Source organism: Shewanella sp. BC20, from assembly GCF_003129585.1.
GTDB lineage: Bacteria > Pseudomonadota > Gammaproteobacteria > Enterobacterales > Shewanellaceae > Shewanella > Shewanella seohaensis.
On the sequence record NZ_NHRI01000007.1, the window covers coordinates 172,411 to 196,830 of the forward strand.

Here is a 24,420-nt window from a genome sequence, read left to right on the forward strand (position 1 = left end):
GGTTTCACTTTCTCAGTCACGCGTTACAGCGAGATCCCCGAGAAAGACATAAAGCCAAGTGCCATCAACCCTGTGGTAATAAAGGTGATACCAATCCCCTGTAAGCCTTCGGGAATCGCATGAAACTTCATCCGTTCACGCAGCCCCGCCAGCATCACAATCGCCAGCGCCCAACCCGTGCCCGAACCCATGGCAAACACCGCCGATTCGGCAAAGTTGTAATCACGGTTAGCCATAAAGATCACCCCGGCAAAAATCGCGCAGTTTACGGTGAGCAGTGGCAGGAAGATCCCGAGGGAGTCATACAGGCTTGGAATGTATTTATCTAAAAACATTTCAAGGATTTGCACTAAGGCCGCAATCACACCGATAAAGGTGATCAGTTGCAGGTAACTTAAGTCGATACCAGGCATGCCCGCCCACGCCAATGCGCCCGGTGCTAACACCTTCACATAGATCAGCTGGTTTAAAGGCACGGCTAAGGTCATCACCACGATAACCGCAACGCCTAAGCCGAATGCGGTCGACACCTTTTTAGACACAGCTAAGAAGGTACACATACCGAGGAAGAACGACAGCGCCATGTTGTCTAAGAATGTGGCCTGTAAAAACAGATTAATATAGTGTTCCATATCCGCTCCTTAACCGCGTTTACGCTGGATCACGTTAATGCTCCAGATCAGCAGGCCAATCAGGAAGAAGGCGCTTGGGGGCAACTTAAACATCTCATTGGGTAAGTACCAGCCGCCGTTTTCAACCGTAGTCAACACGCTATGCCCAAACAGATTGCCCGTGCCTAACAGCTCACGCACAAAGGCCACACTGATCAGCACCAAGCCATAACCCGCCGCGTTACCTACGGCATCGACCACGGCTAAGTGAGGTGGATACTTCATCGCAAAAGCTTCTGCGCGGCCCATGATGATACAGTTAGTGATGATTAACCCAACAAATACAGAGAGTTGTTTAGATAGCTCGTAAGCCACATCCTGCAACACCATATCGACGATAATCACCAAGGAGGCAATGACCGTCATCTGGGCAATAATCCGCACACTGTTAGGGATAAAGTTGCGAATGGCGGAGATGATAAGGTTAGAGAACACCAGAACGAAAGTTACCGCCAGTGTCATCACCACGGCCGTCTGCATGGAGTTACTCACCGCCAGCGCCGAACATACGCCCAGCACTTGCATCGCCACTGGGTTATTGGCAAATACAGGGCCTGCTAACATGTCCCGCATGGATAAACTGTTGCTCATTTTGCACCTCCCAACTCACCTTGTTCAGCCGATGCTTTTAATTGGTTGAAGAAGGTTTGGAAACCCTCGACGCCAAACCAAAACTCCATTGCACGCTGCACGCCACGGCCGGTCATGGTCGCGCCACTCACAGCATCAACACCGTGGATATCACCCTCTTTGGCGCCGCCTTTCACGAGGCGCATCGCAAACTTGCCTTTTTCATCAAAGAGTTGTTTCCCCTTCCACAAGGATAACCAATGTGGGTCAGTCACAAAGTCACCGATACCAGGGGTTTCACCGTGCTCGTAAACCACCATGCCTTTAATCGTATTAAAGTCAGGCTCGACGGCCACATAACCGTAGATCATCGACCACAGCCCTTTACCGTAGAAAGGCACGACCACGCTGGATAACTTGCCGCTGTCATCAAACACCTTAAACACGCGGGCATCGTTGGCGCGGGTCTTGATTTTGGCGATATCCTTTTTAGGGGCGCTTGAGGTTTCTGGGTTAATCGCCGCCATGCGCTCGTCAAAGTCGAGTACATTGGCATCCGAGTCCACTTTGCCTGTGTCGAGATTAATCAATAATGGCTTAACGGATTTAGCAAAAATCTCTCTAAACTCATTGCCTTGGCCAATATTCACATCGGCCGCCATCAACACATAACGTTGTAACTCATCGCGTTTTTTCGCGAGCTTACGCTCCTTCAACACGCCTGCGGTGCCAGTAATCATAAAGGAGCACAAAAGGCAGAGCGTGATGGTGAAGATCATGGTCCCCACCACAGTATCTTTCTTAAATACCATGACGTTTTACTCTCCGTTTGATGTTGGCACGGGCCACCAAATAATCGAACAGCGGTGCCCACAGGTTGGCGAACAGGATGGCTAACATCACGCCTTCAGGCATTTTGGGGTTAGCCACACGGATAAGGATTGTCATAAAACCAATCAAGGCGCCGTAGGCAAACTTGCCTTGGCGGGTATAAGAGGTCGTTACAGGATCGGTCGCCATAAACATCATCGCGATAGCAAAGCCGCCCGTGACTAAGTGCCATGTCCAAGGCATTGCCATCATCTGGTTAGTGCTTGAACCAATAACATTGAACAAGGTTGCAGTGGCAATCATGCCCAACATCACACCCACCACGATGCGCCAGTCGGCTAAACGGGTGATAAGCAGCAATAACCCACCGAGCAACACAGCAAGCGTGCTGGTTTCACCAATCGCGCCCACGGTAAAGCCGAAGAAATTATTCCACCAGTTAGGATCGCTAAAGGCGCTGTACCAAGCGTAATCAGCAAATTGCAGCTTACCTGCAGCGGCTTGCGCTAAGGCAGTCGCGCCTGAAAAGCCATCTACAGCAACCAGTTGCTTAACGGTTGACACTTCAGAAGGGTAAGCAAAATAGATAAACGCCAAACCTGCTAATGCGGGGTTAAGGAAGTTGTATCCCATGCCACCAAACAGCTCTTTGGCAATCACCACCCCAAAGCTAATCCCCATCACCACCAACCAGAGTGGAATCGAAACGGGTAAAATCAGCGTAAATAACAAGGCAGTGACGAAGAAGCCTTCGTGCAACTCTTGGCGACGCACCTTGGCAAACACCACTTCCCAGAACAGGCTGGTCAGCAAGGCCGTTAAGTAAATCGGCAGATAAAAACTTAAGCCATAGAGGAACAGGCCAATCACGCCCGTCTCGGCACTTAAGCCACCACTTAAAGCGTTAAACAGCGCGAGTTTCCAGGTTTCTGGCGTCGCTAGGCCACTCGCTAGTGCGAGCTGAGCCTGTAAGCCTACGTTATATAAGCCAAATAGAATGGCGGGTAATAAACAAAGGCCCACTAAGGTCATGGTACGTTTTACGTCAATTGCGTCACGTACGTGTACTTGTCCCTTAGTGCTGCGACCACTGGCGATCACCAATGAGCGCACAAAGCCCTTCATCGATTTACCCGTGGCGTAATACTCTTGCTGCAAATCAGGGGCGTCCTGCAAATCAGGTTTTTTAGGTTGTGTCGTCATTAACCTTCCCTCTCGATAACATCTAGACAGGCACGTAACTCTTTACCGAAGTCATACTTGCCGGGGCACACAAAGGTACACAGGGCTAAATCTTCTTCATCTAACTCCAATGCGCCTAACGCCTGCGCCTCATCGGTATCTCGCACCACTAAGTCACGCACTAGCAGAGTGGGTAAAATATCTAATGGCATTACGCGATCGAGCTGACCAAAGGCCATCATGGCGCGGTGAGAGCCACCTTGATGCGTGGTAAATTCGAAGGACTTAGTCAGGCCAAATAAACGGGAAGTCACCGCACGGGTGATAGAGAACTTGTCTGAACCGCCACGCACCCAAGGCAATACTTGGTGCTGCGCATCTTCGGCGAGAACCGATACTTGGTTGTGGAAGCGACCTAAAAAGTCATGTACGCCCCTCGCGGTATGGCCAGATAACACTGAGCCTGATACCACACGGTTGTTACCGGGTTTCACTTCATCAGCCACTAAGGCGCTCAGCTCAGCACCTAACTGAGTGCGCAGTAAACGCGGGTTAAGCACACTCGGGCCACCCAGCGCCACCACGCGGTCGGTATAGAGTTCACCGGTTTGAAACAGCTTGCCGTAGGCAATAACGTCTTGATAGCCGATATGCCACACCTGACGTTCAATACTGACGGGTAAGGTAAAGTGAATGTGAGTCCCGGCTAATCCGGCGGGATGCACCCCAGTAAAACGGCGCACTTCAACCTTGGGCAAATCAGCACCGACTAAGGTCTCGCCCTTATCTTGGCAGAGGTAAACCTTGCCTTCGGTTAAATGATTCAGTACCGCTAAGCCCGCCTTAAAGGCATCGCTCTGTTCGGCAATAATCAACCTAGGATCGGCGGCGAGTGGATTGGTATCCATCGCCGTCACGAAAATGCCTGCGGGTTTGGTATCGAGGGCGGGAACGCGGGAGAAAGGACGGGTACGCAGCGCCGTCCACAGGCCGCTCTTAACCAGTTGCGCTTTAACCACATCCGCAGATAAGGCCTGCAAATCGGTGTGAATGTCGAAACGGATCTGCTCATCGGCGTCTAAACCATTGCAGCGGATCACCACGGATTGCAACACCCGACGTTCACCACGGTGGATTGCAACAATCTCACCACTGGCGGGAGCGGTAAACAGCACGCCCTTTGTTTTTTTATCTTCAAACAAAGGTTGGCCTTTTTTGACCTTATCGCCGACTTCCACCAACATAGTCGGTTTTAAGCCAACATACTCCTCACCCAACAAGGCCACTTGGGATGGCCTGTTACCGGGTTCGATGATCTGCCTAGGCTCACCCGAAATCGGCAAGTCGAGGCCTTTTTTGATCGTTATAACTTGGTTTGAAAAATCTGCCATCACAAATATCAACCATGAAAATTTTTAGATAAATTTAGGGTAGATGTTTGTTAACAGATAATCCGATATTGGCGTCACATTCCGCCGCAATTTCGTAAGTAATATACGTAAATTCGTGCCATTTTGTGACATAGGTTCACATCAATTGCAGCACAAAATTGTAAATGTAGTTTTATAACAAATAATTCATAATTCCTGTGTTTCTGATTTAGTTACGACTTAACTAGATAAAAACTGACAAAAATCTCCCCTTTCAGCCCAAATTTTTGACAAAGGCGTAAAACACTAAGTCGGTGGCGAGTTCGTGTGCAATCCAAGGTGCCAGCCCCGCAACCTTACTGCGGTTCCCGACTTTCGAGCATTGGTTATTTTTACTGCAGTAAAATGTTTGACGCCCTATTAACCTTTGCTTTACAGCAAAAGCTTGATAGCCTCGGACTAAGATAGTTTCCGTAGGAGAAATAGATGGAATACAAACGCATACCGCATTCTAATCTCGAGGTGAGCAAAATCTGTTTAGGCACTATGACTTGGGGCGAACAAAATACCCAAGCCGAAGCCTTCGCACAGCTAGACTACGCCATCGGCAGTGGCATCAACTTTATTGACACTGCGGAAATGTACCCTGTGCCGCCCAAGCCGGAAACCCAAGGGGAAACCGAGCGCATTTTGGGCCAATATATCAAGGCCCGTGGCAACCGGGATGACCTAGTAATCGCCACTAAGATTGCCGCGCCGGGTGGCAAGAGTGACTATATTCGCAAGAATATGGCACTGGACTGGAACAACATTCACCAAGCGGTCGATGCCTCACTCGAACGCCTGCAAATCGATACTATCGATCTCTACCAAGTGCATTGGCCTGACCGCAATACCAACTTCTTCGGGGAATTATTTTACGACGAGCAAGAGATTGAGCAGCAAACGCCAATCCTCGAAACCCTCGAAGCCCTCGCCGAAGTCATTCGCCAAGGCAAAGTGCGCTACATCGGCGTGTCGAACGAAACCCCTTGGGGACTGATGAAGTATTTGCAACTGGCGGAAAAACATGGTCTGCCGCGCATTGTGACAGTGCAAAACCCCTATAACCTGCTCAACCGCAGCTTTGAGGTCGGTATGAGTGAAATCAGCCACCGCGAAGAGTTACCACTGCTGGCCTACTCGCCCTTGGCCTTTGGTGCCTTGAGCGGCAAATATTGCAATAACCAATGGCCAGAAGGCGCGCGCTTAACCCTGTTTAAACGCTTCGCCCGTTACACAGGCTCGCAAATGGCACTCGATGCCACCGCTGCCTACGTAGACTTAGCCCGCGAGTTTAATCTCTCGCCCGCGCAAATGGCGTTAGCCTTTGTTAACTCGCGTAAATTTGTTGGCTCAAACATCATTGGCGCCACCGATTTATACCAGCTGAAAGAGAATATCGACAGCTTAAAAGTCAGCCTCTCCACCGAGTTACTCAACCGTCTAAATGCCCTCTCAGATCAATTTAGATTGCCCTGCCCTTAGCTCTTTGCTCTAAAAAGAGAGCGCTAACAATGAGCTGTTAAATCGAGCTTTTAAACAAGCCTCTAATGTGAGTGGCCAAAGTGCCACTCACTTGAGTCACAAATTGATTGTCTATCAGAGCTGTACCCTAACCGCAGCGATAGCCATACAATAGCGGTTTATAAGACAGCAAAAGTCGAGCACTCAAGATGAAACAAGCCATTGTCCATATCGCGCTCGTCGTAAGAGATTACGATGAGGCGATTGATTTTTATGTCAATAAACTCAAATTCGAATTGATTGAAGACAGCTATCAACCCGAGCAAGATAAACGTTGGGTCGTGGTAGCCCCGCCCAATTCCAGTGGCACCGCATTATTGTTAGCCAAGGCCTCTAAGCCGGAGCAAGCACCCTTTATCGGTAATCAGGCTGGCGGCCGGGTGTTCCTGTTCTTAAATACCGATGATTTTTGGCGCGATTATCACTATATGCAGTCCATTGGGATCCGCTTTATTCGTGAGCCGCAGGAGCAGGATTACGGCACCGTTGCCGTGTTCGAGGACCTCTATGGCAACCGTTGGGATTTATTGCAATTGAGCCCGAATCATCCCATGGCTAAAAGATGTCAATAACAGTGTAAAAGACTTAGCCGATAGCCAAGTAAAAAACACAATAAGCGTTAACTAAGTGATGCTGCGAGTACCAGCCAAGTGCTTATCTCATTGAATAAACTATTGAATCAACCACGCAGCTCAATGATAATCAGCTTGGCGATTTAATCGCGTTATTTCTCACTTAGGAGTTGAAATGGATTTCCCTCAGTTTACTTATCACCCTCATCCCCTCGATACTGGCGCCGTGATCGCAAGCGATGCGACCTGCGAATGCTGCGGCCAAGCACGGGGATTTATCTGCAGCTCAGGAATGTACTGCAGGGACAATGTTGAAGCGATTTGCCCTTGGTGCGTTGCCGATGGTAGCGCCGCAGACAAATTTAATGGCCATTTTGTCGACGATTACCCACTGCTCGACGCGGGGCTGGATCTCGCCATCGTGAAGGAAGTGGCAGAAAGAACACCGGGGTATGTCTCATGGCAACAGGAAGTCTGGCAATCCCACTGTAATGATGCCTGCGAGTTTCATGGCGATGCCGAACTCACTGATTTACAAGCCTTGCAAGGCGAAGCATTAGAAGACTTTTTAGCCGAATACCTGCCCAACCATGACCTATGGCAAAAACTCTTATCTAGCTACCAAAAGGGTGGCAACCCGGCCATCTACAAGTTTAAGTGCCGCCACTGCCAGCAAGCGATTTTTACCTTAGATTGCCACTGAGCCAGTTTTATAACTAAAAGTTAACTAGACTCGGTCAATGTAAATCAATTAAGGTCAGTTTGTGGATTAGATAAGGCTAAAGCGAATGGGCCTGCATCAGCGACTCAGGTTGCCTGACGCAGGCGCAGGCTTTAGCTCATTTCAACAGGGATATGCGCTTCCCGATAAGACTAACGGCTGAACCTTAACCAATAACAATAATGGCTTATCATCAATTTCGGACTCATAAAAAGTGGCCTTGGTTGCTGCTCAGTGTATGGCTACTGGTTACCCAGTGCTTTGCGCTGACCCATTACACCGAACACAGTCTGGAACATGAACACACCCATTGTATTGTCTGCGATTTTGGCCATGATACCAGTGCAAGTCCGGCATCTATGCCCGTGCTACCACTGGATCTGCAACATGCCGCTCATCGTGCCACCACCGCCTATCAAGCCCCTAACTTAGCCCACATCCGCCATGTTGATGTGCGCGCCCCTCCCTTTTAGAAAGCAAATTCAAAAACTTAAAAATTAATTTTTTGCTTATCTACAAGGAAAGGCACAATGAAACTTGCACTATCTTCAATAACGCTTGCAGTCGCGAGCATGTGTTCATCGGCTATGGCCGCAGAGCTTCAAGGCCAAGTTACTGATCAACTAGGTAACGCGCTCGCCAATGCCCGCGTCAGTGTTGACGGCGGTAACAGCACGACCACGGATACCCAAGGCCAGTATCAACTCAAGATTGCCGATAATAGTCACCTGCACCTACACGTGAGTCATGCGAATTTTAAACATAGCGATCAAGAGATTAGTTCAAAGACTGGTTTGCTCATTCAAGATGTGACGCTGAGCCAAACCCCGATGGAAAATATCGTGGTAACCGCATCGCCCCTCGCCCGCTCGGCCCTCGAAAGCACTACGCCCATCAGCGTATTGACCGAGGATCAACTCAAGCTCAATACCGAACCCACCTTGGGCGACACCTTAGAAAAACTCCCCGGCGTACAGGCTTCTCACTTTGGTGCGGGCGCCAGTCGGCCGATTATCCGCGGCATGGGCGGCCCCAGAGTACAAGTACTTGAAAATGGCCTGTCGGTTGGTGATGCCTCTACCGTTTCGGCAGACCATGCCGTGACCTCCGAGGCCGCCTCGGCGCAGCAGATTGAAATTCTTCGCGGTCCGGGCACCCTACTCTATGGCAATGGCGCCATCGGCGGTGTCGTCAATGTGGTCGATACCCGCTATAGCGAAACCCCAGTCGATGAAGTGACAGGGCACTTTGGCGCTCGCTATGACAGCGCCAATAATGGCCAAACCTATAATGGCGAACTGAACGGCGGTAATGGGCAATTTAACTGGCATCTGGATGGCACCCACAGAAAAACCGAAGATGTCGATATTCCCGGTAATGCCATTGCCGATATGCCGAGCACCCACGGCACCTTAGCCAATAGCCAACTCAAACTCGATGATTACGCCGCAGGCGTTGGTTATACGGGGGATTCGGGTTTTGTTAGCGTCTCCGGCGCGCGCACCGAATCCAACTACGGCATCCCCAGCCGTGGAGAGGCCGATGCCCCCAATATCACCATCGACTTACAAAAAACCGCTTGGCAATTACATAGCGGGCTACTCGACCCCTTTGCTGGTTTTAGTAAGTTAAAGTTCGACGCAGCTTATAGCGATTATCAACACGCCGAGGAAGAAGATGGCGTTGCTGGCACCACCTTTTTCAACAAGCAGAGCGAAGCACGTTTAAGCCTAAACAATCATCCTTGGGGCGAATGGCAAGGTACTCTTGGGCTGCATGCGGTGCACCGCGACTTTGCGGTGGAAGGCGACGAAGCCCTGACCCCCGACAGCAAAACGGACACTCTCGCCGCCTTTATTGTGCAAGAACGTAAGCTTGGGGATTTTCGCTTTGAACTCGGCGGTCGCCTAGAGCATTACCGCCTCGCGCCCGATAGCATGCAGCTCGACACGCTTAATGGTGAACAAGAGTATCAACCTAATGATTTAACGGATAATAATGTGACGCTGTCTGCGGGCGTGGTGTGGGACTTTAGCCCATCATACAATCTGGGTCTATCACTCACCCGCGCCGAACGCTCGGCCACCGCCGAAGAGCTTTACAGCTACGGGCCACACGATGCCACTCAAAGCTTTGAGTTAGGGTCGCAATTTAGCCTAGAGAATGGCCAAATCGTTGCCAACAGCGGCAGTAACGATAAGGAAGTCGCCAACAATATCGACCTCACGCTGCGTAAGTTGGACGGCGCATGGACAGGTTCACTCAGCCTCGCCTATAACCGAGTCAATAACTTCTACTATGAGCGCAATACCGGACTGGTTGCCTCGGATCTGGTCAACAGCGATGAAGAGGGCGACATGCCGGTTTATCAATATACTCAAGGCGATGCGGATCTTTACTCCATCGAGGCGCAGGCAACGATTCCATTTAATGATCTCTGGTCACTCGGGCTCTTTAGCGACTACACCCGCGGCAAACTCGTCGATGGCGGTAACTTACCGCAAATATCGCCGATGCGTGTCGGCTCGACAGTAAACTTCGATCTGCAGCAGTGGCATGCAGAGTTAGGCGCCATTGGCTATGCCCGCCAAACCGACACCGCCGACAATGAGACCGAAACCGCAGGCTATGCCCTAGTGAACGCGGCCGCCACTTATCGCTGGTATACCTCAAGCGGCGATATTTTGGTTTATCTCAAAGGCACCAACCTGCTCAATCAGGATGCCCGCCCCCATACTTCCCTACTCAAGGATTATGCGCCGCTAATGGGACGCAACCTGATGCTGGGCGTCACCTATAACTTCTAACCCCAGACCATAAAGCAAAAAGCGAAGCCATTTGGCTTCGCTTTTTAATCACTTAACTGCAGGTTATTTCATTAACCACGCGCGGTAGGACTTGCCTTTAATGCGGCCGCTGGTGATTTTGCTCAGCGCCTTTTTAGCGACTTTACGATTCACCGCCACATAGGCGCGGTAATCGGTCACAAGGATTTTGCCGACCTGCGAGCCTTCGATACCATTCTCCCCTGTGAGGGCGCCGAGGATATCGCCGGGGCGAAGCTTCTCTTTTTTACCGCCATCGATTTGCAGGGTGATCATGGTTGGCGCATTGGGCGCAGTACCCAGCAAACTTAATGATGGTAAGGCTTCGCTCTGAATATCGCGCTCTAAGTACTCTTCTAATAACGCAATTTTGTAGCCATCTTGATCGTTAAAGAAGGTAAAAGCAGCGCCCTTACTGCCCGCACGGCCGGTACGGCCAATACGGTGAATATGCACTTCGGTATCATAGGCCACATGGTAGTTAAATACCGCATCCAGTGCGTCGATATCGAGGCCACGGGCAGCCACGTCGGTTGCGACCAACACACAGGCGCTCTTGTTAGCAAATTGCAGCAGGGTTTCATCCCGGTCACGCTGCTCTAAATCACCGTGCAGGGCGATAACGCTAAAGCCAGCATCGCTCAGTTCATCGGCCACTTTTTGAGTTTCGCGCTTGGTATTACAAAACACCACCGCACTCTCGGGCTTACGATCCAGCAGCAATAATTGCAGCGCCTGCATGCGCGCCTTGTCGTCATCCAAATGGTAGAAATGCTGCTCAATGGTGCTCTTTTCGTGGGTCACAGCCACTTTCACCATCACAGGGTCGTACATAATTTGCTTAGCAATCGACTGGATCTGCTCGGGGAAAGTTGCGCTAAACAGCAAGGTTTGGCGCTCGCGTGGCGACTGCTCGATAATCGCATCGAGCTGGGGTTGGAAGCCCATTTCTAACATGCGGTCGGCTTCGTCCAACACGAGCATATTCAGGTTGCTTAGATCTAAACGGTTACGCTCTAAGTGATCGACAATCCGCCCCGGCGTACCGACGATAATGTGGGCGCCATGCTCGAGCGAACCGATTTGCGGCCCCATGGGCACGCCGCCGCAGAGGGTGAGCACTTTTACGTTGTGAATACCACGCGCCAGTGTACGGATCTCCTGCGCCACTTGGTCAGCCAGTTCACGGGTTGGACACAGCACTAAGGTTTGAATGCGAAAACGCTTCACATCTAACTTGTTCAGCAGACCTAACCCGAAGGCCGCCGTTTTACCCGACCCCGTCTTACCCTGACCAATCACATCCTCGCCCGCTAAAATGGCTGGCAGACTCTGCGCCTGAATTGGCGTCATTTCGTGATAGCCCATAGTGGTAAGGTTCTCAAGCAGTTCGGGTTTTAGCTTAAGAGTCGAGAAAGCCATTGAAGGCTGAGTGTCTGAATTGCTCAAGGCGAATATCCTGTGGTGGGTAACCCGCGCTGGCTTAAACTCAGGCAAGTCACTGAAATTGCATTGTGTTACTGATTAAATACGCTTATCGCTTCGGGGCGTTTAGCCATTTCCTTAGGCCTTTATTTCTGGCGGTTAAGCTTAACTAAAGCCTTTAAACTAGCTCTTTAACTTAGCCCTTTAAACTAGCCCTTTAAACTAGCCCTCTAACTGAGGCATACCAGTCACGCTATAAGGCTAGGTCGGCAACTTGCCGTGCTCAGTCTTATCCGTACCATCCAAAGCTCGGCTATTGTAGCAATAAAGCGCGCCCTTTTCCTGAAGTCTTTCGCTAAACCACCCAAGCAGGCTTTATTGCCTGCTTTGAAGTCTCTGATAGATAAGAAGCGCGCGAACAAAAAGCCCTGCGTTGGCAGGGCTTAGTGAGTGTGACTTTCGGAAAAAAAGCTTTGTAGTAGCGGTGTTTTTCAAGCAAGGAGTCAAGATTTTACGCAATCGAGACTTAGGCAATACTGCCAAAGCGCCCCTCTTGATAATCGCGAATCGCCTGCTGAATTTCCGCTTGGGTGTTCATCACAAACGGCCCCATTTGGACGATTTTTTCGCGGATCGGTTTACCCACAAACACTAGCATGCCCGCACCGCGTTCATCGGCCTTGAGCTGCAATGGCGTTTGGCTATCGAGCACTAAAAACTGGCCTTCATTGAATGACCACTGTGAGCCTTCACCTTTACTCAAGCCACCTTGGTAAAGATAGAGGGCGGCAAACTCATGCTTAGATAAATCGAGCTGCGCCTCACCATTGGCGTTAATCATCAAGTCGGCAATCGCCGCCTCGCCCGCTAATCCTTGAATGGTGGCACTGATCGCGCTCTTACCCACAAAAGCCCAATCCCCCGCTAAGGCTTTAAGGGTGGCGCCCGTGTCGTTCGTGGTTTCAACGCTAGAGGTTGAAGCCGTATCTTGATACGTCGCGGGGCGCAGTTTGTCCTTGGCTGGCATATTGACCCAAATTTGGAAGCCATGCAGACCATTAAGCGCATCTGCCAACGGCATTTCGGAATGCACCACGCCGTAACCCGTGCTCATCCACTGCACATCGCCAGCACGAATCGCTTTGACGTTGCCCATCTGATCGCGATGCTCAAACCCGCCCTTACGGATGTAAGTAAAGGTCTCCATTCCACGGTGCGGATGCGGTGGAAAGCCACCAATAAAATCCTGTTTATCATCAGATTTAATCTCATCCATCATCAAAAACGGATCAAAATGGGTCGTGATAAAGTCCGCCACACGGCGAATATTCACCCCGTCGCCATCCATCGCAGGTTTAGCAGAAAACTGACCTAAGACTTTCATGATGCTCTCCTATCGGTTGAGCAAAGCGATGCGCGAAACACCAAGATTATACGGCTAATACAAGACGCAAACGCTTTGCTGATGGAGGCAGAATAACAAGGAAATTTACAAAAGAATAACGCGAAATCACGGTCTAAACATTCGAAAAAATGGAACGGTAGCTTGCTGATACCCACTCATGCAGGCTTGCCATGATGTTCACTCACCGACACGGTGAATGGAAACCTAGGGTTGCTGAACCTATGAACGAGAGCTATGGATGGCGAACTGGCCTTTAAACAAGGATGTTGTTCAAGTCAGAACGAGGATGCAGAGCCGCCCAGTCTGATGTGAATGGATTCACAAATGCCGCAATGGCATGGATGCCAAAAAGCGGCCATGGAGCGGACGGTCGTCTCGCTAATCACCATGGCTCACCTTTTGACATTAGCGTAACCTGTAAATTTAATGCCCCGCACAAGAGGCCGGAGCCGCCCTGCGGCGCAGGTCCTTTGCAAAGCCCCACAGGGGATTTGCAACTTGCTTGGTGCGATTGTTAGCTGCCTTCAGCATTTACCACATCCCTTGCTTCCTGCTTCGGCACGCCAACGTAGTAGAGCACAGCAAGGTAATTCAATACCGGTATCAAGCCAGTTACCAGCGCAGCTACCTGACACCTGTCCTTACTCCTTGCCAACAACCAACAGAGAATAGAAAGAGCTATAGATTGAATTACAGTGAAAAAATAGGCTGGTTGAAGTTCACCAGATCGTAGCATTTCTAATATGACCAATATTAAGTTCCTTTTACTATTTTGAGATCAGCTAACGCCTCAATAACCGGCGCGCTTTAGCGCGTCCGGCGCCGAAGGCGCGAAGTTGATTGATTTGTTAAATGCTGTCATTAAACGGATGCTCAATTAATACCTGCTTTTGCTCAGCCTCTTTACGAGATGCCCACTCAGAGTTGACGGCTTTCAAAAGCTCAATTTCTTTTTTGAACCATAATCGTCGAGAGTCTTGACCTTCGACTCTGTTTTTAAGCTCCCATGTTCTCGCAAGGTCGCCGACATCACCTTCTACGAACCAGTAAAGAATGTCGTCTACATTTTTAGTTTTCTGGCGCTCAAATTCTGAGCCTCTTTCAGTAACCACAAAGTGATATTCGTTGCCAATTATTTCGACATGCGGAGCACCGGAATGTGTAGGTGAAGTGGCAACAGCGAATAAGTAAGCGGGCTTGTTTTCGCCACAGAGTTGCTTGCCGATACTTGCTACTTCTTTTTGAATGTACTCGATACTCTTCATAGGCATTTAACATTTTATTCGTGCGCACGCTCGTTTACCTCGTTGGACCAGTAAAAACGCGCACGGTTAACTATCTGTATGCAAAGAAGTTATCAGCTTTCTGCCAAATACACTATCTGGAAAAACGCGCATGCGCGTTTTCCAAACCTATTAACTAAAACTCAGCCACTATAGTTATTTGATTTTATAGAATTTTATTTGCAACAGATGGAATTAATGCGCACTGATATTGTCTTAAAATCACACCAAAGTATCTAAATTTAAATATGACTGTATAGCCATACATTATTAGCCACTTCGCGGTAGGGCCAAACATAGGTAACTAGATGAGAATTTGTATGGCAGCAGGAGTGGGAATTTTCGATTGAGCTAACGAGCCAAAACACGGATTGGGTCAATTAGCTTTTTTGCCAAATGAACAGTGCAATGGTCGTCAAAATTGCCGTTGTTGCAACAGTGACCGTTGGCGGCACGGCCACTCTTTCACATCTGACCCATAGGGATATGGGAAATGCCACTATGATGTTGGGAACATCATTGGCCATGTGATCGCGGCATTTACACTTCCATGTGTTACAGATGTCGCCGTCGAGCCTATAGGGACACTGCTTTTTAAACAAAGGGCACGGCGTGTCACAGGGGAAACAATGACAATCCTGTATAGCGAGTTGGAGAGATTTTTGAAATCCAGCTTTAAAACTAACAGGCAAACCAACACCAAGCCTAGTCAGGCTTAAACACTCCAATCACTGCACCTGTGGCTTTTTCGGTGACTTTGACATCGGTTTGTTGTTCGCGGTAATCACAGTCGGTGCATTCTACGGTTTCGATACCGTTTTCTTTAAACAGCAGAATGCTGTCCTTGGCGCCACATTTTGGGCATTTTGCGCCAGCTACGAAGCGCTTTTTGATTTTGGTTGTCATGCTAATACCTTTAATGCACAGACCAGCTCAGTTGGATCAGAAGATGACTCCGCTTCGCTTGAGAAACCCAAAGCGTGAGCCTGAAATTGGCCGCTATTTTGCCACAGTGCCCAGCTATTGCCAGCCTTTAAACCAAGTTGTGATGCCATAAGATATGAGCAAGCGTTAGCGCCTTGCGGGATTCACTCAAGAAGGATTTGCCAAATCGGCCGCACACTCGTATTCGCACTCATCATAAGATCGCCTTAAAAGCCGCCGCAACATTCGCTCAAAAGATGCAGTAAAAAGTGTAAGAAATCCTCAGCAACTCGGCCTAAGTTGTGGTTTGCCATCGGCTTGTACGTTATCATCACAGCCCTTACTCATTCATGATATGACCAAGTTGTAGTTAATGATCAGCATCAACCAAGCGCAATTAATCCGTGGCAGCAAAACCCTGCTCGACGAAGCCTCTTTGACCATCTATCCCGGCCATAAGGTCGGCCTAGTCGGCGCCAATGGCACGGGTAAGTCCTCACTGCTGGCATTAATTATGGGTCACCTGAGCTTAGACAAAGGCGAGTTTAGTATGCCTTCGGGTTGGCAAATCGCCACCGTAGCTCAAGAAACGCCCGCGCTGGAAGTCTCTGCACTTGAGTATGTGCTTGATGGTGATAAAGAATATCGCCAGCTTGAGGCCGACTTGCATATCGCGCAGGAACACAATGATGGCCACGCCATTGCCACCTTGCACGGTAAAATCGATGCCATTGGCGGCTACGCCATTCGCGCCCGCGCAGGTGCCTTGCTGGCAGGTTTAGGCTTTAGCGAAACCGAGCAAAATAACCCAGTGAAAAGCTTTTCGGGTGGTTGGCGGATGCGATTAAACCTTGCCCAAGCGCTGCTGTGCCGCTCCGACTTACTGCTGCTCGACGAACCGACCAACCACTTAGACTTAGATACCATGTACTGGCTCGAAGGGTGGATTAAGTCCTATCAAGGCACGCTGATTTTAATCAGCCACGATAGGGATTTTATCGACGAGATTGTCGATGAAATCGTCCATGTCGAGAATCAAAAACTCAATTATTACAAAGGCAACTACAGTGCCTTTGAACGCATCCGTGCCGAACGTATGGCGCAGCAACAGGTCGCCTATGAGCGCCAACAAAAAGAACGGGCGCATATGCAGTCCTTCGTCGACCGCTTCCGCTACAAGGCCAGTAAAGCCAAGCAAGCGCAAAGCCGCTTAAAGGCGCTGGAGCGGATGACTGAGCTGTTACCATCCCAGGCCGATAGCCCGTTTTATATGGAGTTTCGCCCGCCAGAAGCCCTGCCCAACCCATTGATTAAAATGGAGCAAGTGGCGGTAGGTTATGGCGATAAGCAAATCCTTAGCAAAGTGCATTTGAACTTAGTCCCCGGCGCCCGTATTGGCCTTTTAGGGCGCAATGGTGCGGGTAAATCGACATTAATCAAACTGTTATCGGGACAACTATCACCGATGACCGGATTGTATGAGCCCAATCCCGGCCTGAATATCGGTTACTTTGCCCAGCACCAAATCGAATTTTTACGCTTAGACGATACGCCGCTGCAACATCTGGTGCGCCTCGCGCCAAATGCCCGTGAGCAGGAATTACGTAACTTCCTCGGTGGTTTTGGCTTCCATGGCGATATGGCGCTCTCGCCAGTGCGCCCGTTCTCGGGTGGCGAGAAAGCGCGTTTAGTATTGGCCTTATTAGTGTGGCAGCGCCCTAACCTATTGCTACTCGACGAACCGACCAACCACTTAGATTTAGAGATGCGCCATGCGCTGACTATGGCATTGCAAACCTTTGAAGGCGCAATGGTTATCGTATCGCACGACCGTCACTTACTGCGCTTAACCTGTAGCGATTACTATCTGGTTGACCAAGGCCAAGTGCAGGCCTTCGATGGCGATTTAGAGGATTACCACCAATGGTTACTCGATGCCGCCAAGGCCGCCAGTGCGAATTCCACCGTTAACGGTGACGATGCCAAACCCGCCGTCGATAAGAAACAGCAAAAGCGGTTAGAGGCAGAGCTACGCCAAAAGGTGTCGCCACTTAAACGCAAACAGGCGAAGCTTGAAACCGATCAGCAAAAGCTCAGTGAACGCCTCGCCGAGTTGGAGCATCTGCTGGCCGATAGCGAGCTCTACGATCAGGACAATAAAGCCAAACTCACGTCGGTACTCAGTGAGCGCACCAGCTTGACACAAACGCTGGAAGAAAGTGAAATGCAATGGCTTGAGCTGCAAGAAGAAATTGATTCAATGGAACTTGAGCTGATGGGCCAATAATTGGTCCTCTATCGCCTAACGTACAAGGAAACAGTATGTCGGATGCAACCCCGTTAGACAGTCAAATTTGGCATTGGTGTGATATGAGCTACGGGCAAAATAAACAGCTTTGCCTCGAGCTACAGGATAACTGCCAAGTGAATGTGAATCTCTTACTGCTGGCGCAGTATTTAGATCTCACCAGTGATGTGGCGGGCCCACGGGAATATTCGACCGAGCAGTGGCAGCAGCTGGTCAATGCAGTTTGGGATTGGGATGAAAAGTTTCTTACGCCCTATCGCCGTCTGCGCCGCCTCGCCAAGGCAAGCCTGAATGAGGAAGAGTATCAGCAGATGCTCGATGTTGAGCTGATGATGGAACGTAAGGCGCAGCGCACAATTCTAAATGCCGTCAATGGGTTATCGCCAACAGGCGCACAAACCAACCTAGTGAGTTACCTGACCCTGTTTGGCCTATCCGCTACCGATGTAAATTCGCTAAATTTTATCGCGCCTTAATAGACCAAACGTTAGCTTACTTAGTCCGAGCCTGAGGATAACGCTGGCAGTTATCCTCAATCTTAAGCCAACTTGGTTGCTCATCGGTATAAATATGGTAATTAGGCTGCACCAGTTCAGGATCATCTAAGCTTGCAATCGTCAGAGTGAGATAGTCGGGATATTCAGTGTGCCTGTAGGTCAGCGAGCAGCCGCAGTGACCACAAAAACCGCGCCTCACACACTCAGATGAAGCAAACTCTGTCACTTGCCCCTTAATCCAAGTCACCTGTTGCCGCTTAAAATCCATCCAGGCGCCAAACACTGCACCAATGCTTTTTTGGCACATGCGGCAATGGCAATAATCGGCGTCGAAGGGCTTACCCTCAATCCGATAACGAATTGCCCCACATAAACAGCCGCCCTCCCAGGATGCTATAGATTGCATACAGACTCCACGCTATTGCGGCTCTCGGCCATCGGTCAGCTTTTGCGCCAGCGCCGTAGCATTGCGCGCGGTAATGCCATAAATCGACAGCTGCGGATTGGCCCCGAGACTGGTCGGGAAGATAGAACCGTCCATCACCGACAGATTATCCAGATAATGTGACTGACCATAGCTATTCACCATAGAGAGCTTTTCATCCTCGCCAAAGGGACAACCGCCCATCACGTGCGCCGAGGCGACGATTGTCCGCAGCGGCGCTAAATCCATTTGCGCAATGCTCTCTTTCGCCTCCTTCCATGACGACAGATAAGGCATGCCATCACTAATGGGCAGTACTTTTAATGCCCCCGCCGAGAATTGCAATTCGGCCATGCTGGCATACGCCCGCCGCGCCGCACGCCAAAAGGCCTCGGAGAGCGGATAATCTAAGGCAAAGCCCGTCGAGGTGAGATGCACTTGCCCACCTTGGCTATCGGGATGATAACCATCGCGGATCAAGGCGATAGTGACCTGTAGCTGATTAAATTGCGCCATCAATTCGGCGTGGCTGGCGCCGTAACCTAAGGTTTTAGAGGCGATCAAAATCGGATGCACAGGCGGCACCTCAAGCTTGTAACCTAACTCGCCATCGGCACCGTTTTTCCAAACAAATTCATCGGAATAGATAGATTGTGGCGCACCGCTGTGGGCATTAATCGCATCGGCAAAGATGCCACCGGAGAGCACAGTGGGATGTAAAAAGGTTCGTTTGCCCAACAGCTGATAGGGATCGGGCACCTCGGAGCGCATCATTAAGGTCGGCGTGTGGATAGCGCCAGCGCTTAAAATATAGTGTTTGGCTTTGAATAACAGCTCGACCGATGTCGGCCGTAAATTAACATCGAGCGCCTGCGCCTTGAGGGCAAACACTTGGCCATTATGGTGTTCAATCTTAACGACTTTGGCACGGCTAAAAAGTTGCGCGCCCTTCTCTAATGCGGTCGGGATAGTCGTGACTAACATCGACTGCTTGGCATTAACTGGGCACCCCATGCCGCAATAACCAGTATTCCAGCAGCCCGCTACGTTACGCTTAATGACGGTGTAATCCCAACCTAGATTGATACAGCCTTGCTTGAGCGCGCCATTATTGCGGTTAGGTTCATAATTCCATTCATGAATATTAAGCCGCTGCTCCATCTGCTCGAACCAAGGGGCAAGGGATTCAGGGTCGAGACCCGCAACGGATTTATGCTGCGCCCAAAAGGCTAAGGCTTCCTTCGGGGTACGAATCGAGGTGGTCCAATTGATGGTGGTCGAGCCGCCCACGGCACGACCTTGAAAAATCCCAATCGCCTTATCGGCGGTTTTCATCGCGGCCGCCTGTTGATACAGATTAGGGTACGCGACCCGCTCCTCCATATTAAAGTCGCTGGAGGATTTAAGCGGCCCCGCTTCAATCATGATCACACTAAGCCCTGCTTGGCTGAGGATCTCCGCCGCCACACCGCCGCCTGCGCCCGTGCCAACAATCACCACATCGGCTTCAAATTGCTGGTTCTCTTGCAGTTGACTGGCGTCGGTATGTAACCAACCGGAATTTAAGCCTGTCACTATGGGATCTATGATTGCCACTTGGAATACTCCATTCTTACATTATTGTTATTATTATAAATTCAGCCTATTTGAACAATTCAGGCTTGGCGTAGTGAAGTCGGCTCCAATGCTCGGGACAGGCGTAATAACTGGCCATCACTAATTCCCGCAGGCCTAAATAAGCCGTTTGCAATAACGCAAAATAGCTGTGGCGCCAGGTTTCTAACATTTGTGTTAAGTCGCTGGGTGAGCGCATCAAGAGTGGCGTCATACTTGAGGTCAGCAGCAGTAAACCGAGACGATTTTCCAGCATATCCAGCAGTTCGAATAACTCTGTCTGCTGCTCGTCGGGTAAGACATCAATCGAATGTTTAATGGCATCTAAGGTACGATTTTGCGCCGCCAACTTATGGGTTGCCACATCGGGCAAGGCCCCATCGAGCATCACGGGTAACAACACTCCGAATAACAAACGATAGTCTTTTCCTTCGCCTTCATCGGGGAGGCTGAATTCGGGAGAGTAGAGATTTACCCCCAAGGCAATCGCCGCCGTACCGGCAAACGCGCCCAGTAAAAAGGTACGTCTATTCATCTATGTCTCCCCAAGACGCTAAGTGTTAAATTATTGTGCTACAATGACCGCGAATCTAAATTAAACACACGTTTTAATTTTCAGCAATAGTTGATATCAAGATAAGATCCCATGCCAAACGTTTTTAATCCGCCTTGGTGGGCCAAAAGTCCCCATGTACAAACTATTCTGCCCGTTTTCACTAAAGTGGCCAAACCTGTGCTTGAGCGACAACGACTCGAGCTTCCCGACGGCGATTTTATCGATTTAGATTGGCAAGCAAAGCCTCAAGTCGGCAAACCTATTGTGGTCATCATTCATGGATTAGAGGGCAGTGCCCAATCCCATTATGCCAGACGTATTCTACAGGCCTGCAAAGAACAAGAGTTAGCAGCAGTGGTTCACCATCACAGAAGTTGCTCAGGGGAAACCAATCGCCTCGCCCGCAGTTATCACAGTGGCGATACCGACGACCTGCAGTTTAGTCTAAGCCTGCTGCAACAAACGTATCCGCAATCACCTTTATTAGCCGTGGGTTACAGCTTAGGCGGCAATGTGCTGACCAAATATCAAGGCGAATATCAAGAGCATAGCCTGTTGAGTCGCGCCGTGGTCGTGTCGGCGCCGCTGCAATTATCGGCCTGCGCCAAACGCTTAGAAAATGGTTTTTCAAAGGTGTATCAAAGCCATTTAATCAAACAGTTACAGCATAAAGTCAATCAAAAGCTCGCTGACCCCGACCTGGCGGGCGCGATGGCATTGAGCCCAATGCAAGTTACTGATCTCAATACTTTTTATGACTTTGACGATAAAGTCACCGCACCGCTCCATGGATTTTTGGGCGTTGAAGATTACTACACTCGCGCCAGCGGCCTCCCCTTTATCAAGTGCATCACTAAGCCAACGCTGATCTTGCACGCCAAGGACGATCCCTTTATGACGGATGCCGTTATCCCGCATTCCAGCCAGCTTTCGGAACATGTGGAATATGAATTACATGCCCATGGCGGCCATGTCGGTTTTATTGAGGGTGGTACACCTTGGAAGCCGCGCTATTATCTAGAGCGGCGCATTTTAGACTTTTTACTCGCCAATGATGCTTCATCGGCACCTTAAGGAACCCGAATGCTTATCCCCTACGATGCTTTACTCCAGCTCCCCAAAGAGACGTTAGCCAATTTGATCCGCGAATATCTTTTAGGTCAAGTGGAGGATGGTAGTTTTACTAGCCTAGATGAGCAAGAACTATCAGTGGCAATAGTGCAATGCCAACAAGCACTTAAACAAGGCAAACTCGTCTTGGAATACAGCGAGGACGATGAATCCTTTGCCATTCGCCATGCCGACCAAGTGGCAAAACGGCAAGATTGACCACCAGTATCCCTGTGCCGTATAAATAGCTTATACGGTTTATCGCTCCCAATGAGCGGCTCTTTAGGTTCCTAGCTAGGTAGAAAAAATGTCAGCAAAACATCCTATTATTGCAGTTACAGGCTCATCCGGCGCAGGAACCACCACAACTACTACCGCCTTTAGTCATATCTTTCGCCAGCTTGGGATCAACGCAGCCTTTGTAGAAGGCGATAGTTTTCATCACTTTACCCGTGCAGAGATGGAAGTGATGATCCGCAAATCCCAGGCTGAGAATCGCAATCTGAGTTACTTTGGCCCAGAGGCCAATAACTTTGCCCGCCTAGAGCAATGCTTTCGAGATTACGGCGCCACGGGCCAAGGCGAAACCCGCAGCTATTTACATACCTTCGATGAGGCTGTGCCTTTTAACCAAATGCCGGGCACCTTCACTCAATGGCGTCCACTGCCTGAAAACACCGATATGTTGTATTACGAAGGCTTACATGGTGGCGTAGTCACGGGTGATGCCAATGTGGCCCAGCATGTGGATTTGCTGATCGGCATGGTGCCTATTGTTAACTTGGAGTGGATCCAAAAGATCATTCGTGACACCTCAGAGCGAGGTCATAGCCGCGAAAAAGTCATGGGCTCAATCGTGCGCAGCATGGACGATTATATTAAGCATATGACGCCGCAGTTTTCCCGTACCCATATCAACTTCCAACGGGTGCCGACGGTAGATACTTCTAACCCCTTTAGCGCCAAAGATATTCCAAGCCTAGATGAAAGCTTTGTGGTGATCCGTTTTCGCGGTATCAACAACGTCGACTTCCCCTATTATTTGAGCATGATCCAAGGCTCCTTTATGTCACGGGTCAACACCTTAGTGGTGCCGGGCGGCAAAATGTCCCTAGCTATGGAGCTGATCCTCACGCCCTTGATTAAAGATTTAATGGAAAAACGTCAGCAGCTTAATAGCCCACAGGCGAACTGAGATAGAGTTAACGTTTGACTAAAGGCTAATGAAATAAAGCCTTTTTGAGCAATAGATTAAGCTTGATTTAAGCCATTGAAGTTAATCTTATTGGCATCGGGATTTCAGGCGAAAGAACGATAGTTGGCATACTCTTGGGAGTTAATTCCCCCATCTTGATCTGTTGATTCCCTTGGGTGTGCCAACAACCCTTCAAAACAAGTATTAGAAGTTAATTCCACATCCACGCTTGATCTATTGATTCCCTTGGGTGTGCCAACAACCCCATCTTGCGTTAAGTCTTAGCTGTTAATTCCACATCCACGCTTGATCTATTGATTCCCTTGGCTATCCCAGCAACCCCATCTTGCATTAAGTCTTAGCAGTTAATTCCACATCCATGCTTGATCTGTTGATTCCCTTGGGTGTGCCAACAACCCTTCAAAACAAGTTCTAGAAGTGAATTCCACTTCAATGCTTGATCTGTTGATTCCCTTGGCTAGGCCTGCAACCCCTTCAAAGCTTTTAGTCGTAGTAGTTAATTCCACATCCATGCTTAATCTGTTGGTTACCTTGGCTAGGCCTGCAACCCTTCGAAGCTTTATCACCCCAGATTTTCAATCTTTGCCCAGTTAACGGCGTGAAGTTAAGCGCCCTAAATTTTTATACATCACCCGACAATCCAAGGCGATACCGCGGGGTGAGCAATAGACGGCGTCTTCCTCTAGGCCTTCACCACCAAAACCGCAGCGGCGATAAAATTCGACCGCATTTAAGGTCGACTCTAATCGCAATTGAGCAAGGCCGAGATTAAAGGCTTTTGTTTCAATAAATTGCAGTAACGACTTACCAACACCTAAGCCCATCGCCTCGGGGGAGACAAACAGCGCCTCGACCTGAGCATAGGGTTCATCCAACATGATGGTGCCCACCACAGCCGGTTCTTGGGTTGTTTCATTAAGGTTTTCAGCCACATAAAAATGCGTGCCCACCATACGACGAAAAGATTCAGTCAATTCACCCTGAGTCCAAATCTGTAAGTCATCTTGAGAATAAAATCCGGCGCAGCCTTTATTAATCGCCGCATTGCGGATATCCCAGCAGGCCTTGGCATCTAATTGCGTCGCTTTACGTATCCTTAGCATAGTCATCCCGATAAATTGCCCTAGCCCTAGCTATGGCCATAACCATAGCCAACCGCTAATACGCTGAATCATAAAAATAAACATATAAAGACTCATACTGCCCACCCTTTAATTTTATGCAGTAAAGAATCCGCCTTCTTAGAAGGCGGCTTTGATTTGCCCCTGGAAGGGGCTATTTCCTTACACCTACTTCATCTGTAGCGACAATTGAGCATCATGCTCTAGATCTTGCTTATCTTGATGGCGA

Annotated in this window: 23 protein-coding genes; 10 read left to right on the top strand and 13 right to left on the bottom strand. The window is 49.6% G+C overall.

The window, feature by feature from the left end; genetic code table 11:
• Positions 1-23 precede the first annotated feature (23 nt).
• The 5 genes from nqrE to CBX96_RS09725 are packed head-to-tail and all read right to left on the bottom strand — an operon-like array spanning position 24 to position 4,645.
• The gene (gene nqrE, locus CBX96_RS09705; RefSeq protein WP_011621548.1) at positions 24-632 is read right to left on the bottom strand and encodes an NADH:ubiquinone reductase (Na(+)-transporting) subunit E; all 609 of its coding nucleotides are present in this window, start codon (positions 630-632) and stop codon (positions 24-26) included.
• A 9-nt stretch (positions 633-641) separates the two neighbouring features.
• A complete protein-coding gene (locus tag CBX96_RS09710) occupies positions 642-1,262 on the bottom strand; it encodes an NADH:ubiquinone reductase (Na(+)-transporting) subunit D (RefSeq protein ID WP_011071186.1) in 621 nt (206 codons plus the stop codon).
• Complete coding sequence (locus tag CBX96_RS09715; protein WP_011621546.1) at positions 1,259-2,053, bottom strand: Na(+)-translocating NADH-quinone reductase subunit C; 795 nt, start codon at positions 2,051-2,053, stop codon at positions 1,259-1,261. Before CBX96_RS09715 ends, CBX96_RS09710 begins: the two co-directional genes overlap by 4 nt.
• On the bottom strand, positions 2,043-3,275 hold the full coding sequence (locus CBX96_RS09720) for an NADH:ubiquinone reductase (Na(+)-transporting) subunit B (RefSeq protein ID WP_086903760.1): 1,233 nt from the start codon (positions 3,273-3,275) through the stop codon (positions 2,043-2,045). The genes CBX96_RS09715 and CBX96_RS09720 overlap by 11 nt, the downstream gene beginning before the upstream one ends.
• Positions 3,275-4,645: a Na(+)-translocating NADH-quinone reductase subunit A gene (locus CBX96_RS09725; RefSeq protein ID WP_109286535.1), complete on the bottom strand. Its 1,371-nt coding sequence runs from the start codon at positions 4,643-4,645 to the stop codon at positions 3,275-3,277. Before CBX96_RS09725 ends, CBX96_RS09720 begins: the two co-directional genes overlap by 1 nt.
• A 465-nt stretch (positions 4,646-5,110) precedes the next feature.
• On the opposite strand from CBX96_RS09725, the gene CBX96_RS09730 reads away from it, so the two are divergent.
• The 5 genes from CBX96_RS09730 to CBX96_RS09750 all read left to right on the top strand — a co-directional run bounded on the left by CBX96_RS09730 (position 5,111) and on the right by CBX96_RS09750 (position 10,290).
• The gene (locus tag CBX96_RS09730; RefSeq protein WP_109286536.1) at positions 5,111-6,151 is read left to right on the top strand and encodes an NADP(H)-dependent aldo-keto reductase; all 1,041 of its coding nucleotides are present in this window, start codon (positions 5,111-5,113) and stop codon (positions 6,149-6,151) included.
• 188 nt (positions 6,152-6,339) lie between these two features.
• Entirely contained in the window at positions 6,340-6,762 is a 423-nt protein-coding gene (locus CBX96_RS09735; RefSeq protein WP_109286537.1) for a VOC family protein, read from the top strand.
• Between the two features lie 175 nt (positions 6,763-6,937).
• Positions 6,938-7,465: a CbrC family protein gene (locus CBX96_RS09740; protein ID WP_109286538.1), complete on the top strand. Its 528-nt coding sequence runs from the start codon at positions 6,938-6,940 to the stop codon at positions 7,463-7,465.
• A 242-nt stretch (positions 7,466-7,707) separates the two neighbouring features.
• On the top strand, positions 7,708-7,956 hold the full coding sequence (locus CBX96_RS09745) for a hypothetical protein (protein WP_258294416.1): 249 nt from the start codon (positions 7,708-7,710) through the stop codon (positions 7,954-7,956).
• A 57-nt stretch (positions 7,957-8,013) separates the two neighbouring features.
• Entirely contained in the window at positions 8,014-10,290 is a 2,277-nt protein-coding gene (locus CBX96_RS09750; RefSeq protein ID WP_109286540.1) for a TonB-dependent receptor domain-containing protein, read from the top strand.
• A gap of 63 nt (positions 10,291-10,353) precedes the next feature.
• Here the strand turns inward: CBX96_RS09750 and dbpA are convergent, their stop codons facing one another.
• The 4 genes from dbpA to CBX96_RS09775 all read right to left on the bottom strand — a co-directional run bounded on the left by dbpA (position 10,354) and on the right by CBX96_RS09775 (position 15,327).
• Positions 10,354-11,730 (bottom strand): ATP-dependent RNA helicase DbpA, encoded by a 1,377-nt coding sequence (gene dbpA, locus CBX96_RS09755; protein WP_089067035.1) that lies wholly within the window; start codon positions 11,728-11,730, stop codon positions 10,354-10,356.
• A gap of 529 nt (positions 11,731-12,259) precedes the next feature.
• Entirely contained in the window at positions 12,260-13,117 is an 858-nt protein-coding gene (locus tag CBX96_RS09760) for a pirin family protein (protein WP_109286541.1), read from the bottom strand.
• An 869-nt stretch (positions 13,118-13,986) separates the two neighbouring features.
• Positions 13,987-14,403, bottom strand: coding sequence for an Imm63 family immunity protein (locus CBX96_RS09770; protein ID WP_181382182.1), 417 nt, complete (start codon positions 14,401-14,403; stop codon positions 13,987-13,989).
• Between the two features lie 723 nt (positions 14,404-15,126).
• Complete coding sequence (locus CBX96_RS09775) at positions 15,127-15,327, bottom strand: YheV family putative zinc ribbon protein (protein ID WP_011621538.1); 201 nt, start codon at positions 15,325-15,327, stop codon at positions 15,127-15,129.
• Between the two features lie 391 nt (positions 15,328-15,718).
• Here CBX96_RS09775 and CBX96_RS09780 point away from each other — a divergent pair, with 391 nt between their 5' ends.
• Positions 15,719-17,632 (top strand): ABC transporter ATP-binding protein, encoded by a 1,914-nt coding sequence (locus tag CBX96_RS09780; RefSeq protein ID WP_109286544.1) that lies wholly within the window; start codon positions 15,719-15,721, stop codon positions 17,630-17,632.
• A gap of 35 nt (positions 17,633-17,667) precedes the next feature.
• On the top strand, positions 17,668-18,129 hold the full coding sequence (locus tag CBX96_RS09785) for a TIGR02444 family protein (RefSeq protein ID WP_109286545.1): 462 nt from the start codon (positions 17,668-17,670) through the stop codon (positions 18,127-18,129).
• 16 nt (positions 18,130-18,145) lie between these two features.
• On the opposite strand, the gene CBX96_RS09790 is transcribed toward CBX96_RS09785, so the two are convergent.
• From CBX96_RS09790 to CBX96_RS09800, 3 genes are read right to left on the bottom strand one after another with little or no spacing between them, the layout of a single operon-like run.
• Entirely contained in the window at positions 18,146-18,556 is a 411-nt protein-coding gene (locus CBX96_RS09790) for a GFA family protein (RefSeq protein ID WP_109286546.1), read from the bottom strand.
• 12 nt (positions 18,557-18,568) lie between these two features.
• Positions 18,569-20,170 carry a GMC family oxidoreductase gene (locus CBX96_RS09795; RefSeq protein ID WP_109286547.1) on the bottom strand — a complete coding sequence of 534 codons (1,602 nt, stop codon included), beginning with the start codon at positions 20,168-20,170 and terminating at the stop codon, positions 18,569-18,571.
• Between the two features lie 46 nt (positions 20,171-20,216).
• Complete coding sequence (locus CBX96_RS09800; RefSeq protein WP_086903774.1) at positions 20,217-20,723, bottom strand: TAT leader-containing periplasmic protein; 507 nt, start codon at positions 20,721-20,723, stop codon at positions 20,217-20,219.
• Positions 20,724-20,834: 111 nt separating this feature from the next.
• On the opposite strand from CBX96_RS09800, the gene CBX96_RS09805 reads away from it, so the two are divergent.
• The 3 genes from CBX96_RS09805 (at position 20,835) to CBX96_RS09815 (ending at position 23,049) form a co-directional block, all read left to right on the top strand.
• Positions 20,835-21,818 (top strand): hydrolase, encoded by a 984-nt coding sequence (locus CBX96_RS09805; RefSeq protein WP_109286548.1) that lies wholly within the window; start codon positions 20,835-20,837, stop codon positions 21,816-21,818.
• Between the two features lie 9 nt (positions 21,819-21,827).
• A complete protein-coding gene (locus CBX96_RS09810) occupies positions 21,828-22,073 on the top strand; it encodes a YheU family protein (RefSeq protein ID WP_011627147.1) in 246 nt (81 codons plus the stop codon).
• A gap of 88 nt (positions 22,074-22,161) precedes the next feature.
• Entirely contained in the window at positions 22,162-23,049 is an 888-nt protein-coding gene (locus tag CBX96_RS09815; RefSeq protein ID WP_011621530.1) for a phosphoribulokinase, read from the top strand.
• Between the two features lie 611 nt (positions 23,050-23,660).
• On the opposite strand, the gene CBX96_RS09820 is transcribed toward CBX96_RS09815, so the two are convergent.
• On the bottom strand, positions 23,661-24,173 hold the full coding sequence (locus tag CBX96_RS09820) for a GNAT family N-acetyltransferase (RefSeq protein WP_109286557.1): 513 nt from the start codon (positions 24,171-24,173) through the stop codon (positions 23,661-23,663).
• Positions 24,174-24,420 lie beyond the last annotated feature (247 nt).